At 67.4% G+C, this 16,986-nt stretch carries 14 protein-coding genes; 6 read left to right on the top strand and 8 right to left on the bottom strand.

Going from position 1 to position 16,986, the window contains the following annotated elements; all coding sequences use genetic code 11:
* Positions 1-25: 25 nt before the first annotated feature.
* The 6 genes from yidC to AWC27_RS19580 all read left to right on the top strand — a co-directional run bounded on the left by yidC (position 26) and on the right by AWC27_RS19580 (position 5,761).
* Entirely contained in the window at positions 26-1,069 is a 1,044-nt protein-coding gene (gene yidC, locus AWC27_RS19605) for a membrane protein insertase YidC (protein ID WP_245847309.1), read from the top strand.
* Positions 1,070-1,167: 98 nt separating this feature from the next.
* Positions 1,168-1,755, top strand: a complete 588-nt coding sequence (locus tag AWC27_RS19600) for a Jag family protein (protein ID WP_085672017.1) — start codon at positions 1,168-1,170, stop codon at positions 1,753-1,755.
* A gap of 91 nt (positions 1,756-1,846) precedes the next feature.
* Complete coding sequence (rsmG, locus tag AWC27_RS19595; RefSeq protein ID WP_085672016.1) at positions 1,847-2,575, top strand: 16S rRNA (guanine(527)-N(7))-methyltransferase RsmG; 729 nt, start codon at positions 1,847-1,849, stop codon at positions 2,573-2,575.
* 125 nt (positions 2,576-2,700) lie between these two features.
* Positions 2,701-3,666, top strand: a complete 966-nt coding sequence (locus AWC27_RS19590; RefSeq protein ID WP_085672045.1) for a ParA family protein — start codon at positions 2,701-2,703, stop codon at positions 3,664-3,666.
* Positions 3,663-4,655, top strand: coding sequence for a ParB/RepB/Spo0J family partition protein (locus AWC27_RS19585; RefSeq protein WP_085672015.1), 993 nt, complete (start codon positions 3,663-3,665; stop codon positions 4,653-4,655). The genes AWC27_RS19590 and AWC27_RS19585 overlap by 4 nt, the downstream gene beginning before the upstream one ends.
* Before the next feature lie 329 nt (positions 4,656-4,984).
* Positions 4,985-5,761 (top strand): acetyltransferase, encoded by a 777-nt coding sequence (locus tag AWC27_RS19580; RefSeq protein ID WP_085672014.1) that lies wholly within the window; start codon positions 4,985-4,987, stop codon positions 5,759-5,761.
* Here the strand turns inward: AWC27_RS19580 and cwlM are convergent.
* The 8 genes from cwlM to AWC27_RS19540 form a co-directional block, all read right to left on the bottom strand.
* The gene (gene cwlM / locus AWC27_RS19575) at positions 5,758-6,978 is read right to left on the bottom strand and encodes an N-acetylmuramoyl-L-alanine amidase CwlM (protein WP_085672013.1); all 1,221 of its coding nucleotides are present in this window, start codon (positions 6,976-6,978) and stop codon (positions 5,758-5,760) included. The genes AWC27_RS19580 and cwlM overlap by 4 nt on opposite strands.
* Before the next feature lie 131 nt (positions 6,979-7,109).
* Positions 7,110-7,463, bottom strand: a complete 354-nt coding sequence (gene trxA / locus AWC27_RS19570) for a thioredoxin (protein WP_085672012.1) — start codon at positions 7,461-7,463, stop codon at positions 7,110-7,112.
* Entirely contained in the window at positions 7,460-8,458 is a 999-nt protein-coding gene (gene trxB, locus AWC27_RS19565; protein ID WP_085672011.1) for a thioredoxin-disulfide reductase, read from the bottom strand. Before trxB ends, trxA begins: the two co-directional genes overlap by 4 nt.
* Positions 8,459-8,537: 79 nt before the next feature.
* Positions 8,538-9,257 (bottom strand): hypothetical protein, encoded by a 720-nt coding sequence (locus AWC27_RS19560; RefSeq protein WP_085672010.1) that lies wholly within the window; start codon positions 9,255-9,257, stop codon positions 8,538-8,540.
* A 65-nt stretch (positions 9,258-9,322) separates the two neighbouring features.
* Positions 9,323-9,874, bottom strand: a complete 552-nt coding sequence (gene sigM, locus AWC27_RS19555; protein WP_085672009.1) for an RNA polymerase sigma factor SigM — start codon at positions 9,872-9,874, stop codon at positions 9,323-9,325.
* A gap of 53 nt (positions 9,875-9,927) precedes the next feature.
* A complete protein-coding gene (murJ, locus tag AWC27_RS19550) occupies positions 9,928-13,497 on the bottom strand; it encodes a murein biosynthesis integral membrane protein MurJ (protein ID WP_085672008.1) in 3,570 nt (1,189 codons plus the stop codon).
* Positions 13,494-15,821: a hypothetical protein gene (locus AWC27_RS19545; protein WP_425437496.1), complete on the bottom strand. Its 2,328-nt coding sequence runs from the start codon at positions 15,819-15,821 to the stop codon at positions 13,494-13,496. Before AWC27_RS19545 ends, murJ begins: the two co-directional genes overlap by 4 nt.
* Before the next feature lie 53 nt (positions 15,822-15,874).
* A complete protein-coding gene (locus AWC27_RS19540) occupies positions 15,875-16,642 on the bottom strand; it encodes an NUDIX hydrolase (protein WP_085672006.1) in 768 nt (255 codons plus the stop codon).
* Positions 16,643-16,986 lie beyond the last annotated feature (344 nt).

Below are 16,986 nucleotides of genomic sequence, written 5' to 3'. Positions count from 1 at the left end.
CGTGTACTACCCGGTGTCCTGGATCATGCTGCTTTGGTACAAGCTGTTCGCGCTGCTGCTGGGGCCGTCGAATTTCTTCGCCTGGGCATTGTCGGTGATGTTCCTCGTCTTCACCCTGCGGGCGCTGCTGTACAAGCCGTTCGTGCGCCAGATCCGCACCACCCGGCAGATGCAGGAACTGCAACCGCAAATCAAGGCGCTGCAAAAGAAGTACGGCAAGGACCGTCAGCGCATGGCGCTGGAGATGCAGAAGCTGCAGCGCGAACACGGCTTCAACCCGATCCTCGGGTGCCTGCCGATGCTTGCGCAGATCCCGGTTTTCCTTGGGCTGTATCACGTGTTGCGTTCGTTCAACCGGACCACCGGGGGCATCGGTCAGCAGCAAATGTCGGTGGTGCAGAACCGCCTCACGGGCAACTACGCCTTCACCCCGGCCGATGTGGGGCACTTCCTGGACGCCAACTTGTTCGGGGCGCCGATCGGTGCGTCGATGACGCAGCGCGGCGGGCTGGACGCATTTGTGGATTTCAGCCGGCCCGCGGTGATCGCGGTCGGGGTGCCGGTAATGGTCCTGGCCGGCATCGCAACCTACTTCAACAGTCGCGCGTCGATTGCCCGGCAGAGTCCGGAGGCGGCGGCCAATCCGCAGACCGCGATGATGAACAAACTGGCGCTGTATGTGTTCCCGTTGGGTGTGGTGGTGGGCGGGCCGTTCCTGCCGCTGGCGATCATCTTGTACTGGTTCTCCAACAACATCTGGACGTTCGGTCAGCAGCACTACGTGTTCGGCATGATCGAAAAAGAGGAAGAAGCCAAGAAGCAGGAAGCCATCCAACGCCGGGCGGCTAACGCGCCGGCTCCGGGGGTCAAGCCGAAGCGAGCTACCAAGCCGGCACCGGCGAACGGCGATGGCTCCGCCGCCGAGAGCGACGGCGAGGCGCAACCGGAGTCAGCCGATTCCGCGGCACAGGCGACCGAGTCCGAAAAGCCGAGTCCGGGTGCGAGTAATAGCAGTGCCGTCAACCGCACCCCGCGGCCCGGAGCCCGACCGAAGAAGCGCAAACGTTGAACAGCGCGTCACAGCCTTACCGGGGTTAGTCGTACCGCGCCCCAGAAGAACATCGCGAATACCGCGACCTACCGACCCGTGGATGAGGGGAGAAAGCTATGACCGAGGCCGACACCACCGAACTGAAAAACGATCTCGACGGTGAAGCAGAGACTCCGGAAGCCGGCGACGACACCGCCGCGGCCGATGCCGGTGCGGCGGATTCGGACGAGGGCGACGACTTGGAAGAGCGGTTAGTGGCCGAAGGCGAGATCGCCGGCGACTATCTGGAAGAGCTGCTGGATCTGCTCGACTTCGACGGCGACATCGACCTCGATGTCGAAGGCAGTCGTGCGGTAGTGAGCATTGACGGCAGTAACGACCTGAACAAATTGGTGGGCCGCGGGGGAGAGGTACTCGACGCTCTCCAAGAACTCACCCGCTTGGCGGTACATCAGAAGACCGGCGTGCGCAGCAGGCTGATGCTCGACATCGCGAGCTGGCGCCGGCGGCGGCGCGAGGAGCTCGCGGCGTTGGGCGACAAGGTCGCGCGGCGGGTCGCCGAGACCGGCGAGCGCGAGGAGCTGTCGCCGATGACGCCGTTTGAGCGCAAGATCGTCCATGACGCGGTTGCCGCAGTGCCCGGTGTGCATAGCGAGAGCGAGGGTGCTGAGCCGTCGCGCCGCGTAGTCGTCCTTCGTGACTAGCTTGTGATCCGGTCGTGACCGAGCGCTGATGAGGTCACGCGGAGTTACAGCTGTGTAGTTCACGTGGGTCGCGAACCCGGACGAGCGGAGGATGTTTCACGTGAAACATGGCGGGAGTTGCGATCGGGTGGGTGTGGGCGAGAATGCCCCCGCCGTGCCCGATGCGGCTGCCGCGGTGTTCGGACCACAACTCGACTTGGCACAGCGATACACCGAATTGCTGGCGGGTCCGGGGGTAGAGCGCGGCCTTCTCGGACCCCGGGAAGTTGACCGGCTATGGGAGCGCCACCTATTGAACTGTGCTGCGATTGGCGAGCTGCTCGACGAGGGCGAGCGGGTAGTGGACATCGGCAGCGGCGCCGGCCTCCCCGGCATCCCCTTGGCGATCGCCCGACCGGATCTCCGGATAGTTCTGTTGGAGCCGCTGCTGCGGCGCAGCGAGTTCTTGCAAGAGGCGGTGACCGAGCTCGGTCTGGCGGTTGACGTGGTCCGCGGCCGGGCCGAGGATCCGCGAGTCCGGGAGCAGATCGGCGGCAGGGACGCCGCAGTGTCGCGGGCCGTGGCCGCATTGGACAAAGTGACGAAGTGGAGTATGCCGTTGCTAAGGCACGACGGGCGAATGCTTGCGATGAAGGGGGAGCGCGCTCCCGACGAAGTCCGGGAACACCGGCGTGTGATGGCCGCTTCGGGGGCCGTGGATGTCAGGGTGGTGACATGTGGCGCGAACTATTTGCATCCGCCCGCAACCGTGGTGGTAGCCCGGCGCGGACGGCAGACGCGACACAAACCGGCGCCGTCGGGGAACAGGGGTACGGCATGACATCGATACCTGGCCCTGCCGCCGCAACAGCCGCCGTCGGCTTTGCGCCCACGGTCGGACACGTGCCAGCCGTTACGGGAGGCGGTCCAACACCCCCGCCAAGGTCCGTGCAGCAGCCGGTGCGTGTGACCGCACCGACACCGGGCGGAGTGGCGTCGGCGCCCGGGACGGCGCACAATCCCACGGTGAATGTTTCACGTGAAACATCGACCGAATTGGACACCCCGATCGGGGCCGCCGCCGAACGTGCGATGCGGGTGCTGCACACCACCCACGAACCATTGCAGCGGCCGCGGCAGCGGCGGGTCTTCACCGTCGCGAACCAGAAGGGCGGCGTGGGCAAGACGACCACGGCGGTGAACCTGGCTGCCGCCCTTGCCGTGCAGGGACTCAAGACACTCGTCATCGACCTGGATCCACAGGGCAACGCAAGCACAGCGTTGGGTATCACCGACCGGAAGTCGGGCACGCCGTCGTCGTATGAGGTGCTCCTCGGCGAGGTCTCGTTGCAGCAGGCGTTGCGACGCAGCCCGCACAGCGAGCGGCTGTTCTGTGTGCCGGCCACAATCGACCTGGCCGGCGCCGAGATCGAATTAGTCAGCATGGTCGCGCGCGAGAACCGTCTCCGCACCGCCTTGGCCGAGCTCGAGAACTTCGACTTCGACTACGTGTTCGTGGACTGCCCGCCGTCACTCGGACTGCTCACCATCAATGCATTGGTAGCCGCCCCGGAGGTGCTGATTCCGATCCAGTGCGAGTACTACGCCCTTGAGGGTGTGTCACAGCTGATGCGAAACATCGAGATGGTGAAGGCACATCTCAATCCTCAACTCGACGTCACCACCGTCATCCTCACCATGTACGACGGCCGGACGAAGCTCGCCGATCAGGTGGCCGAGGAGGTGCGCCGGTACTTCGGCGATAAGGTGCTGCGCACCGTTATTCCGCGCAGCGTCAAGGTGTCAGAGGCGCCGGGCTACAGCATGACGATCATCGATTACGATCCCGGTTCGCGGGGCGCGATGAGCTATCTCGACGCCAGCCGCGAACTGGCTCAACGCGATCGACCAGCCGGGAGGGGACCACAATGACGAACCCGTCACGCAGCAGGAAGGGCGGGCTGGGCAGGGGACTGGCGTCGCTGATCCCGACCGGTCCGGCCGAGGGTGACGGGCCGGCGACGTTCGGCCCGCGGATGGGAGCCGCGGCTGCCGACGTTGTACTCGGCGGGCCGCTGCCCGATGCCACCGCAATGGGCGCGGTGTACCGCGAGATTGCGCCCGGCGATATCGAGGCCAACCCTCGCCAACCGCGCCAGGTGTTCGACGAAGAGGCGCTCTCGGAGTTGGTCCACTCGATCCGCGAGTTCGGCCTCTTGCAACCGATCGTGGTGCGGGCGGTCGATCGATCCGCAAGCGGGGCGCGCTATCAGATCGTGATGGGGGAGCGTCGTTGGCGGGCCGCGCAGGAAGCGGGTTTGGCCACCATCCCGGCCATCGTTCGGGAAACGGGCGATGACAATCTACTGCGCGACGCCTTGCTCGAGAACATCCACCGGGTACAGCTGAACCCCTTGGAAGAGGCAGCCGCCTATCAACAACTGCTCGACGAGTTCGGGGTCACCCATGACGAACTCGCCGCCCGCATCGGCCGGTCGCGACCGCTCATCACCAACATGATCCGGTTGCTCAAACTGCCAATCCCGGTCCAGCGCCGGGTTGCCGCCGGGGTCCTTTCCGCCGGCCACGCCCGCGCTTTGTTGTCGTTGGAAGCCGGCGCCGAGGCGCAGGAGGAGTTGGCCAGCCGTATTGTCGCCGAAGGCCTTTCGGTGCGCGCCACCGAAGAGGCGGTCACGCTGGCTAACCACGAGGCCGATCGTGGAGGCGCCACGCCGACGGCGCCGCGACGAAAGCCGATTCAGATGCCCGGCCTGCAAGACGTTGCCGAACGACTGTCAAATGCGTTCGACACCCGGGTGACGGTCAGCCTTGGCAAACGCAAGGGCAAGATTGTGGTCGAGTTCGGCTCGGTCGACGATCTGCAACGGATCATCGAAGTGATGACCGCGGGGAAGTCCTGAAACGGCTCGGCGACGGCCTGACCGGACATACGCTGTAATTACGTCACTGTGACACTGCAACGGCGCCCGGTTGGCGCGAGGTTTGCCACCGGTATTGCGATCCGACGGAGACCCGATGTGCATCAAGTCATTTCGAGGGCCGCGCGGCCAATAGACCGGCTTGGAAAATTCGCTGGGGCCGGGTTCGGCAGCGCGACCGGGCCGGCGGCAATGTGGCTAGTCCAACACTGGCCCGATCGCGACCAACTCTCCTATCCTAGAGAGGCTGCTGGTGCACATCAGCCCGGGGGAGATCCGGGTTCCAGTACCGCACGGAGGCCAGGAGACTAGTGTCAGCTCGTATCACAGCGCTGCGACTCGAAGCCTTTGAGCAGCTTCCCAAGCATGCGCGCCGTTGCGTCTTCTGGGAGGTCGATCCCGCCACCCTTGGCAAAGAGGATCACTTGGCCGATCCCGAATTCGAAAAAGAGGCGTGGCTGTCGATGGTCATGCTGGAGTGGGGATCCTGCGGGCAGGTCGCTTGGGCGGTTTCCAAACCGGTACCCGACGAGCGCAGCCAGGTCGAGCCATCGTGTTTGGGGTATGTGCTCTACGCGCCGCCTCGCGCGGTACCCCGGGCGCGTCGCTTTCCAACCGGGCCGGTGTCCGCGGACGCGGTGTTGCTGACTTCGATGGGCATCGAGCGCGGGCAAGCTGCCGACGATCTGCCACACAGCCTCATTGCCCGCGTCATCGATGAGTTGGTTCGCCGCGGTGTCCGGGCGCTGGAAGCATTCGGCCGCACGGCGGCTGCTACCGAGTTGCAGGATCCGTCGGTGGCAGACCCCGACGTTCGGCCGGTACTGGAATCGCTCGGCGATTGTTCGGTCGAGCACTGCATCATCGACGCGGACTTCTTGATCGACGCGGGTTTCGTTGTGGTGGCGCCACATCGGTACTTCCCGCGGCTGCGGCTGGAGCTGGACAAGGGGCTGGGGTGGAAGGCAGAAGTCGAAGCCGCCCTGGAACGTCTGCTGGAGAACGCTCAACTACAGCAGCCGGTGGGCGCGGCGTCTTCGGTCGGTAATACTTTGCAAGCCAACGAAGCCGGGGCCATCGCGGACTAGGAACCGCTGAGCCTGCTGGCGCGTTCGACCGACAATTCGTGGGCCAGCAATTCGGCGAAAGTGAATGTGCCGGTGGGGCGGTCGTTCTTGCCCAACAGATAAAGCCGCTTGACCGCGGCAAGGATGCCCTCGGCAATGGCGTCACGGGTCTGTGTGGATACCAGCATCCCGCGGTCGCGCGGGTTGGTGATGTAACCGACGTCAACCTGAACGGTAGGCATTCTGGTCAGTCGCAACAGATCCCACGTCCGCCCATGAACGCGACAATCGCGTAACCCGGTGCGTGCCACCACTTCTCGTTGAATGAAGTCGGCCAAATTGCGGCCGATGGTGGAGACCGAGCCGTGCGAGTTGCCGAAGTGGAAGGAGGCCACGCCGTTGGCCGAAGGGCTGGCCTGGGTTTCGCAGCGCAGGCTGATCATCAGGTCGGCGCCGACGGCGTTAGCGGTGGCCGCACGTTCGGCGTCGGACGGGCTGCGGTTGGTGGGCCGCGACAGAAAGGTCTCCATGCCGATAGCGGTCATCCGGCCTTCGAGCCGACTTGCCAAGTCCCACAAGACGTCTGCTTCGCTGATGGGCCCGGCCGGCCCATGCGTGATCAGCCCGTGGTCGCTGCCGCCACGGCCCGGATCGATGATGATCCGTTTACCAGAAAGTTTCGGACCGGAACTGCGGACCAGCTCCTCCTCGCGAATCGCGTGCGGCGAGCCCCCGCTGACCCGGGAACTCAGAAAATACAAGGAGCGCAACGTTTCTGGCCCACAGATACCGTCGGCGGACAGCCCGTATTCGCGTTGGTATGACATCAGCGCGTTGTGGGTTTGCAGCCCGAAGTGGCCGTCGACCAGCCCGGTGTAGAAGCCGAGGTCTTGCAGGCGGGCTTGCAGCGTGGCCACGTCGTCGCCGTAGAGCGGTGCACCGAATTGGTGGTACAGCGTGCGGGCGCCCAGCCGGTAGGACGCTTCCTTCAATGCGCGGTAGGTGGCTTCACCGACAATGCCGTCCACCAGCAGGCCCCGATGCTGCTGAAAGGCCCGAACCGCCTGGTCGAGTTCTTCATCGAACAACTCGACGGCGACGTGCCGGCCGGTGCTCAGGTCCTCGTCTGGATTGTCCAGCATTCCCAGTGCGGACAGCGCGGCCCGGATCTCGGTCACAGCGGCGCTGCGGTCACCACAGCGCAGCGCGTCGCCTTCTTCGCGGCGCGGACTCGGCATACCAAGGGCCCTCCGGGACTCACTGACTTCGCTGACAAATTCACGACAGCTAATCGGTATTGTCGCAGATCCTCGCCGATATCGGGAAAACGCCAGGCTAACCGCGAGCCTGATCCGGCGCCATCAAGGACTCAGGCGAGGTCGGGAACTACGTCGGAGAGCTCGCGCAGCAACGCCGCCTTGCCTTTGGCTCCGACGATGCGCTTCACCGGTTGGCCGTCCTTGAACAGGATCATGGTCGGTATCGAGACGACCTGGAAGTCGCGGGCGGTCTCGGGGTTGGCGTCCACGTCGAGCTTGGCGACGGTGAGGTTGGCGCCGCGCTCGACGGCGATCTCCTCGAGCACGGGGGCAACCATCTTGCAGGGTCCGCACCACGTTGCCCAAAAGTCAACCAGCACAGGCTTATTGCTGGATAGGACGTCAGTGGAGAACGATGCGTCGGAAACTTCGATTGTGCCGCCGGGCTTTTCGGATTCGGTCATCGCTGTGCTCCAATCAACGTGTCGGTACTGTCGGCTTCCCCGGACGTTTCGTGCTCGGCCAGCCAACGCTCGGCGTCGATGGCAGCGGCGCAGCCACTGCCCGCGGCCGTCACGGCCTGGCGGTAGGTCCGGTCGACCAGGTCGCCGGCGGCGAACACGCCCTGCAGCGACGTGCCGGTGGTGCGTCCTTGCACCAGAACGTACCCGTCGGGGTCGACGTCGATCACGTCGCGCACCAACTCCGAACGGGGTTCGTGCCCGATGGCGACGAACACACCGGTGACCGGCAGGGTGGTTTCCTCGCCGGTGAGCGTGTCGCGCAGCTGCAATCCGGTGACGGTGGTGTCGCCGTCCACCGCGACCACCGCCTTGTTGGTGAGGATGGTGATCTTCTCGTTGGCCTCGGCGCGGTTGAGCATGATCTTGGAAGCGCGGAACTCCTCGCGGCGGTGCACCAGGGTCACGCTGCGGGCAAACCGAGTCAGGAAGGTGGCCTCCTCCATTGCCGAGTCGCCGCCACCGATCACCGCGATGTCCTGGTCGCGGAAGAAGAACCCGTCACAGGTGGCACACGAGCTCACGCCGCGGCCGAGTAGTTCCTGCTCCCCGGGCACATGCAGATAGCGCGCCGCCGCACCCATAGCCAGGATGACCGCGCGGGCGTAATGGGTCTCGCCCTCGGCGGTGACCACCGATTTGATCGGGCCCTCCAGCGATACCGACTCGACGTCTTCCATCCGCAGATCAGCGCCGAATCGCAGCGCTTGCTCGCGCATCTGGTCCATCAGTTCTGGACCGGTGATGCCGTCGCGGAATCCCGGGTAGTTCTCCACCTCGGTGGTGGTCATCAGGGCGCCGCCGAACGAGGTTCCCTCGAAGACCAACGGCGCCAGCTGGGCGCGGGCGGTATAGAGGGCGGCGGTGTAGCCGGCGGGGCCGGACCCGATGACGATTACCTCGTGGACGGTGTCTTTGGCGGCGGAGTCGGCGGTCATGCGGGCCTTTCAGGTGCGGGATGTACGTCTACGAACGCCAGGGTAGGCGTGGGTGTTCCCGCCGGCATCTTGCACCACATTACGAGCGGGGGACCGTGGTGCTGGCCAACAAGCCGGTGTCGGCGGCGCTGCAATTCAACGCCACCGCATACACGGCCAAGTCACCGGGTGTGTCACCAGGCAAGACCAGCAGCACTCCGGGACGCGCGTTGATGTCGATCGGGCGCGCGGCCAGCACCTGAGTGGCCGCGGGATAGCCCAGGCCGCTCAGGCAGGATGCGCGCAGCGCCGGGCTGCTCAACGGGCCGTAATCGGGCGGGCGGTGGAGCAGCCCGAGGATCTCGGTGTTCGACAGCGGAATCGTGGGCGGAGGCGTGGACACCGTGATGTGTTGTGCGGTGGCGAGTGTGCTGGGTGCCCGCGACGCCGGCTCGTTGAGCAAGGCCCGGGTGCCGAAGCCGATCGCCGCGGCCACCGCGCACAATCCGGCGACCGCGGCGACGACGCGGGCGGGACGGATGCGGGGACGGGCGGCGTGGGCAGCGCCGGCCTCGAAGGACGTCAGCGCGGCGGAGACCCGCTCAGCGACGTCGGGGGGTGGGTCCGGCGCCGGGCTCTCGCCTACCGCGGCGAGATCGTGGCGCACCTGTTGCAGGGCGCGCAGGGTTGCTTCGGCCTGAGGGTCGGTGCGGATTCGATTGCGCACCCGAGCGGCGGTGTCGTTATCGAGTAGGCCGGCCTGCAGGTCGGCCACGAGTTCGACCGTCAGGGGATCCGCTTCGTCGTCGGCTGCGCTCATCAGCCCCAGTGTGGCGGATCTGAACTCCTAACGCCCAGCGCCATGCCCGCTGATCTCGTACAACGTCAGGTGCAAGCCGCGCCGGTGTTCAGGTAGCCGAGTAGCTGAGCAAGACGGGCCCTGCCGCGAGCGCATCGGCTTTTGACCGTTCCCTCGGGCACCCCGAGCAGCGCGGCGGTATCGGCGATCGAATAGCCCTGCATGTCGACGGCGACCACGGTTGCCCGCTGCTCGACGGGCAGTCGCATCAGGGCTCGCTGCACCAGAATGGCCGTCTCAACCTGGGCAGTGCGATCGGGAACCGGATAGACATCCTCGAGCGGCGTGGTCGGTTGCGCCTTGATCCGCCGCAGCCGGTCCAGGCAGGCGTTGACCACTATGCGGTGCAGCCAACTGCCGACTGCCGCGTCGTGGCGAAACGAGCCGGCGTAGCGGTGCGCCGCCAACATGGCCTCTTGCAATGCATCGTCTGCGTCTTCCCGGGTTCGGCTGCTGAGCCGGGCCAGGCGGTACAGCTGCCGGTGATGACGAAGGAACAACTGGCCGAACGCGTCGCGTTCGCCGGCTACATGGGCTGCCAGTAACTCCGCGTCGCTGCGTTCCCTCCCGAAACCCACCGCCGGACAGTAACCAATCGGGCACCGCCGGGCACTTCACCCGTACGCACGCTTCAGGATGCTGCTTGAACGGTGATTTCGGAGAGGTCGGCGCGGCTCTTGCCGTCGGTGGTGCCCAGCGTGGAAATCCAGACCAGCAGATTAGACGTCTGCGACGAGGTCTTGACCGGGATTGTGTTGTGCCCGGGCTTGAGGGCGGTGGCCGGAGTCAGCACGGTGGTGTCGCTGAGCTTCGACGGGTTCGGGCTGGCCGACGAGCGGATCTCCACCTTTGTTCCGGTGCTGGAGATGTCGATGTTGACCGCGCCGACGACGGTCGGTTTGGGCAGCTGCAGCATCAACCCGACCCCGTTCTTGAAGCTGGGGAACGGGACGGCGTCGGTGTAGGTGTCGGTCTGCCATACGCTGCCCGGGTTGCCGTCGATCGCGTTCCCGGCGTCGCCGGGGTTGTCGGCCTCCCCGTCAGGGGAGAAGACGGTGGCCTTGGTGGGCTTGACGATGTTGCCGGCCGGCGCGGAGGTGCCGGGTGACCCCGACGTCGACGAGCTGGGCGCGGTGAGGCCGAGTTGGTCTTTGTTGAGGCCGTTGCCCAGGTCGAACATTTTGTTGAGGACCGACGCCAGCACCAGCAGTGCGACCAGGATGACCGCGGCGGCCGCGCTGATGCCGATGATCAGGTTGCGCCGGCGGCTGCCGAACAAAGCAGGATTACGGACCGACTGCTCGCGCGGGACCGCCGGCGCCGGGGGTTCGTCGATCGGCCCGATGATTTCGGTTCGGTCGGCCACCGCGGTGGCCTGCTGCAGCAGGTTCAGCAGCGTCGACGCGCTGCGTATCCCGCCGTCCTCTTGAACCGAGCGCACCGCGACCGCGGAAATCTGGAACGGGATGTCGCGGTCGACGACGGTGGGTTCGATGGGGTTGCCGGCGCTATCGCGTTCGGCCGGTGCCAAGCCACTGCGCGTTCCTGACTCCGGCAACGGCCAGCGGTTGACCAACAGGGCATACAGCGCGGCGCCGATCCCGCGGATGTCGTCCTGCGGGTTGGCGTCGGGCATGGTCGCCGGGTAGGCCAGCACCACATCGCCGTCGATGCTCACGCGCACCCGGCTGGGATGGTCGATCGACAAGGCGACGCCGGCCCGGTGGGCGGCATCGGCCGCCGCGGCCAGCGACTGCATCGCCCGAATCGCACCCACCGGCGATGGGGAGGTGTCGGCGACCTCCTGCAACGAACCGCCGCGGATCCACTCGGCGACGACCAGGCCGCCGGCGCCGGTGTGCATGACGTCGAGGACCCGCGCGATGCCGGGCTTGTCGATCCGGCTGAGCCGTAGGGTGCGGGACAGGATTTCCTGCAACACGTCGTCGGGCAGAGTGCCGTCCGGGTCGACGAAGGTGAGCGCCACCTGGCGGTCCAGCGCGGTGTCCAGCGCTTGCCAGAACTGCAACGGCGGGGTGCCGCCATGGCTGATCAGCAGCCGGTAGCGGCCGTTGGCGATGCGGCCGCCGGGGACCAGGCTGACGTCGTCCTTGGGTGGTTCGGGTCCGCGCTCGCGCGGGGCGTCAAACGGGATGGGCCCCCGGGGGTCGGGAGCGAAATCGCCGTTGAGCTGCTCGGGTGAACGTGAGGCCGGACCCCGTTGGCGATCGGGCGGAATGTCGGGCTGGAAGTCGTCAGCAACGGGCCGCGGCTGCTCAGGGCCGGAGTGCGATGAAGCGCTGTCCAGTGGGCGGTCGGTCACCTCCGGTCCTTTCGCTATCCCGGCGTTGGCTACCGGAGGTCGGCGCCGGATCGGCTTCGGGACCGTGTTTGCCCCCGGCAGGGACGAATTTCTCTGCTCAGGGTACGTGACCGGGTTCCCGCGAGACGATCCATCCGGCACAGCGGCCTTGCTGGGCGGGGACCGGCGGCCGATCCGAGCCTTGATGACGGCGAGCGCCGCCTGCGCCTCGGGTACCTGCGCGCGCAGCATGACCGCGACCAGGATCGGCGCCATGATCGCTGTCAGCAACAGCAGCCGCAGCAACGAACCCATCCCGCCGCCGTGGGCCGTCAGCGCGCTCAGACCCAGCAGCCGGTCAGCCAGGTAGGCGACCAGGCCGGCCGATAGCGACGCGGCGGTCGTCACCAGGATGGTGCGTACCTCGGCTACGCGGATCAGCTGGCCACCTTTGGGCCGCAGCGCACGGCGCAACAGCAGGTAGCCGACGATCGCGCCGGCCAGAAAGCCCAGCCCGTTGGCCAGTCCGAGATAGCCGGCGACGAGTTCGCGGTCACTCGTCAGATGTGGCGCCAGCACCGAGCCGGCGATCTTGACGGCGGTGATGACGACGATGATCGCGATCGGGGTCCACGGTTGCTCCCGGGCGTAGAACACCCGCAGCTGCAACAGCACCAGGGCGTAGGGGATCAATGTGAATGCCGACAGCGCGATCGCCGCGCCCAGGTACCCGGCGTCGACGTCACCGAAATGGCCGTAGGCGAACAGCGCGCTGCCGATCGCACGCCCGCCGACCGTCATCAACGCCACCGTCGGAATCAGGGTGATCATGGTGAGCCGGGTGGCCAGCGACAGGTCGGCGAGCACGGCGCCGGTGTCGTTGGCCGCGGCGTTGCGGCTCAGCCGCGGCATTACCACCGTGAGCACCGTCACGCCGATCATGCCGAACGGCAGCATCAGCACCAGCCAGGTGTAGTTGTAGATCGCCGGACCGGATGCCGCTGCGGTGCTGGCGATCTGATTGCCGACGACCAGGCCCACCTGGCTGATCAGCACATAGAGCACCATCGCGGCGGCCATCGCCCCGAATCGCTTGAGTCGCTGGTCGATTCCCCACAGCGGGCGCAGGCTGATGCGCTCCCGGCCGATCGCGACCAGCAGCACCGCGGTCTGCGCGAACACGCCCAAAGTGGTGCCGATCCCGAGCACCAGCAGCTTGGGATTGCCCATCTCGACCGGGTCGATCGAGAGCTTGCCGGGAACGGCCAGGTACACACCCAGCGTCGCGATCGCGACCACGTTGTTGACCACGGGCGCCCACGCCGGCGGCCCGAACACGTTGCGGGTGTTCAGGATTGCCATCAAGACCGACGACAACCCATACGCCAGCACCTGTGGCAGCAGCAGGTAGGCGAAGGCGATCGTCAGCGGCTCGTTGACCTGCGGGCTGCGGCCCAGCATCAACCGCACCAGCAGCGGCGCGGCCAGCACCGACAGCGCCGTCGCCGCCAGCAGCAAGGTAGTGGCCAGGGTGACCAGCCGGCGCACGAACGCCGCGCCGCCGTCGGCGTCGTCCTGCTCGGCGCGGGCCAGCACCGGCACGAAGATCGCGGTGAACGTGGCTTCCAGGACCAGCGCGGCAACCAGGTTAGGCAGCTGATTGGCCACCGAGAACGAGCTGGCCAGCGCCGCACCCAGCATCGCGGCCAGCAGCACGATCCGGGCAAAGCCGGTGAGGCGGCTGATCAGCGTCGCAAATGCCATTCCCCACGACCGCGACACCAGCGCGGCGTCCGACAGCTCGGGTTTGCGTTGCGGTGCGACGGGTCCGGGTGGCCGGGCGGGGATCCGGACCGGCGGCGAGCGCTGTGGTTGCACCCGCCGCGGAGCCGGTTTCATACGCGGTGCTCTTCGCTGACCCGACTCTCGATGGGCCGGGGCTGCTCGGCGTGGCGGGCGTGCGGCGGGTCGGGGCGATCCAGGTCGGCGCGGTCGGGCTGGCCGCGGAACCGGTGCCACAGCCGTCGGCCGGCCAGTGCCACCAGCACCGCCGCGGCTGAAAGCGTGATCGCGAACAGCACCTTGCCGTAGGCGTTGGAGTGCACCGATAGCCGCACCGGCGCACCCAGCGCCGTACCGTCCGGCGTTTTGAGTGCCACGTCGATGGCCACCCGCTGGGTGAAGTTCACTTCGACCGGCACCCGCAGCGGCAGGTAGCCCGGCGGCAGCTCGATCTGGCCGACGTCGGTGACCGTCATCCCGGGCGGAGCGTCGACCTGCAGCTTGACCTTGATCGGTACGGCGAGGCCGTTGTGCAGCGCCAGCGGAAGCGGACTGTGCTCGGTGGCCAGGGTGTAGGAACCGCCCGGGTTGACGATCGTCACCGCGCCGAAGAAATCGTTGATCGTGGTGCCGACGACCGACAGGCGCTGCTGGGCCAACCCGTTGCGGGTGTCCGGCGGTACCGATTGGCTCAGCGCGCGCAGCATGTCCTCGCGCAGCGGCGCGGTGTACTGCACGCCGGTCAGCCCGGTTCGTTCGTCGGCGGTCAGTGCCGAGGTGAGCTTCCACAGCCGCCCGTTCTGGGCGGCGATCTGGGCGGTGACATCGTCGTTGAACCGGCCGCGTGCGCTGTCATAGTCCCCGGGCAGGGTAGGCGGGTCGGTGCGAGCGTTGCCGTCGGCGATCACCGCCGGTAGCGGCCGCGGTACGGCCAGACCGGACCGGATGGTGGTGGCCAGCGCGGTCAGGATCACCTGCGCGTCGTCGCCCTGCAGATTCCAGGTGCCCGGTGGCATCAGGATCTGGGTGCGCGGTGCGGCGTCGGGCGTCAGGCTGCGCCACATCATGGCCCCGACGGCGTCCTGGCGGCGTGCGGTGGCCGAGTCGTGGGTGATCCGGACCGATAGGGCGGAGTCCAGATAGGTGGGCATGATCGGGTTGGTCCCCGCCGCGGCCAGGGCGGCGCCGACGGCCGGATCGAACGGCACCCGGACCACTTGCGGAGACAGCCGTCGCGGCGAGGTGTCGGGACCGGCTATGCCAGGGTCGGTGGGGTCCTGGGTGGTGTAGTCGGCGGCCGCGATCGCGACCATGCTCTCGTTGGCGCTGAGCAGGTTGACCGCGGGCACGGTCAGCGGGCCGTCGGGTAGCAGGGTTGCGCCGCGGGTGGAGCTGACGTCGAGGATGCGGTCGACAATGTCGCTGGTGCTGATCGTGGCGATGGAGCTGAGCCGCGGATCGTTGACGCGCTGCAGTGCGTCCAGATCGGCCTGCGCATAGGGCAGCGGCGCCACGCAGGTCCGATGCGCCAGCGCGCGCAGCCGGTTGAGCCACACACCTGCCGCGGCTTGGCCGGTGCCCGGATGGGTGGGCGTGCCCGGCAGTTGAGCGGCGCCGTCGGGGGAGTTGGATACGACGTAACCGGCGGTCATCGCGTTGACCGTGACCAGCAGATCGGGGTCGACGGCCAGGCACAGCGCGCGCCCCACGGCGCCGTCGGGGTCGACGTCGCGGCTGGTGGCGAGTTCGGCGGCGGCCAGCAGGGTGTCCAGCCGGCCGCCGTTGGCCAGCGAGTTGGCCAGCTCGTCGTCTACCAGCCGGACCGGGATGGTGCCCCCGGGTACACCCGGGGCCAGCCGGGGCTTGTCGGCCAGCGGCCAGAGCATGGTGATCCACACCGGCTTCGTCGTCTCGGGTGCGACGGCGGTGTCGAAGCTACCTGCCTTGTCGGGCGGCACCCCGACCACCGGCAGCAGGAACCGCGCGTTGTCCAGCCGGGCCGGCGCGCCGTAGTCGGGTGTTCCGTTCACGTTGACCAGAACCGGGTAGATCCCCGGTTGGTCGACGGCCAGCGACGGCTTGGACAGCGAGCGCAGCGGCGCCGACAACGTGAAGCCGGCCTGCTGCCCGCGCTGTAGTTCGGGAGCCACCGTGAGGAAATCGGCGGCCGCCTCGTACTGGTCGGTGCTGCCGTCCAGCGACGTGCGCAACGCCGCCGACGAGGTGACCGCCGCGGCGTGCTCAAGGCGGACCATCACGTCGCGGACCGGGCGGTCGCCGATGTTGGTCACCATGCCGCTGACGGTGACCACGGGTTCGCTGCTGGTGGTGACGACGTCGGGGGTGACCTGATCGATGCGGACCTGGACGAATGGTGTCGCGCTTGGCTCACCGGCCGCGGCGGGCGGGGCGGTGCACACCACGGAGAAACCGGCCAGCATGCCGATTACCGCGGCCAACCGCCATAAACCGGCCCACCGAACTCGCAGCCCGGTCACGACCCCGGCCCGTGACCGTTCGTCGAGCCCGATGCGGGTCCCTCGGCGTGGCGGGTGCGGGAATGCGTCTGCGGCCGGCGGCGCGGTTGGCTCGGCGGCAGCGGCGGAAGCGCGGCCGGGCCGTCGGTCTGCAGCTTGTCGATGAGTTCGTCGGCCACTTCGGCGAGGCGGCGCTCGTCGGCGTAGGCGAGCCGGGCGGGGAGTTCATGGATGGGGACCCAGGCCACCTCGGCGACTTCGAGGTCCTCGTCGGACAACTCGCCGCCCAGGAAGCGCATCAAGTAGTGGTGCACTGTCTTGTGCACCCGGCGGCCGTCGGTGACGAACCAGTAGTCGATGCGCCCGAGTACAGCCAGCACGCTGCCGCGAATACCCGTTTCTTCGGCGACCTCACGGATGGCGGTTTGCTCGGCCGTCTCGCCCTGCTCGATGTGGCCCTTAGGCAGCGACCACAGCATCCGTCCGCGCCGGTCCACGCGCCCGATCAGCGCCGCGACCTGGGCGTCTCGCGGCCCGTCGATACCGTCGATGACCAGCCCGCCAGCCGAGGTCTCGTGTACGGTTCGCATCCGTTCGGGCCCGCGGCGCGAGCGCGCGCGGCGCGGCTTCACGGTGGCGGGTGTTGCATTGGCAGGTGTTGCGGTGGCCGGAGCTGCGTCCGCGGCCGGTTGGGTGTCGGTATGTTTTTGGGCTGAACCCGCGCCGCCACGACCGCGGCGCCGGCCGCGGCGTCGTCGTGGTTTGGCTTGTTCGCCGTCGGACACTCAAGCGATATTAGCTGGCACGGGCGGGTGTTCCCGATGTACTCGCCGGTTGGCCAGTGTGCGGCCGGTTGGCGGCCAGTGGGTCGCCGGTGCGGTCGCCGGTGCGTCGAGTCTGCGTCCACCGCGCTAAATCGCCGAAATCCAGCGCTGAGTGCAGGCTCGAAGGCTTTTAGCGCCCGACTGGGCTGGATTGTCGGGCTTGCCCCCTCGCCGCTACGCGGCTGGGGGTACCCCCACCTCGGGCCGTCTCGGCCCGCATCGTCGCCCGACTAGACATCCCAGGTTCGTAAGTCGTCAAGCAGCGGCTGTCCTGCGGTGTGCCCAGGCGGTGTGTTCGTTGTAGG

This window comes from Mycobacterium szulgai (genome assembly GCF_002116635.1).
Lineage (GTDB): Bacteria > Actinomycetota > Actinomycetes > Mycobacteriales > Mycobacteriaceae > Mycobacterium > Mycobacterium szulgai.
Note: the sequence above shows the minus strand (reverse complement) of the source record. Positions and strands in the feature narration are given on the sequence as shown.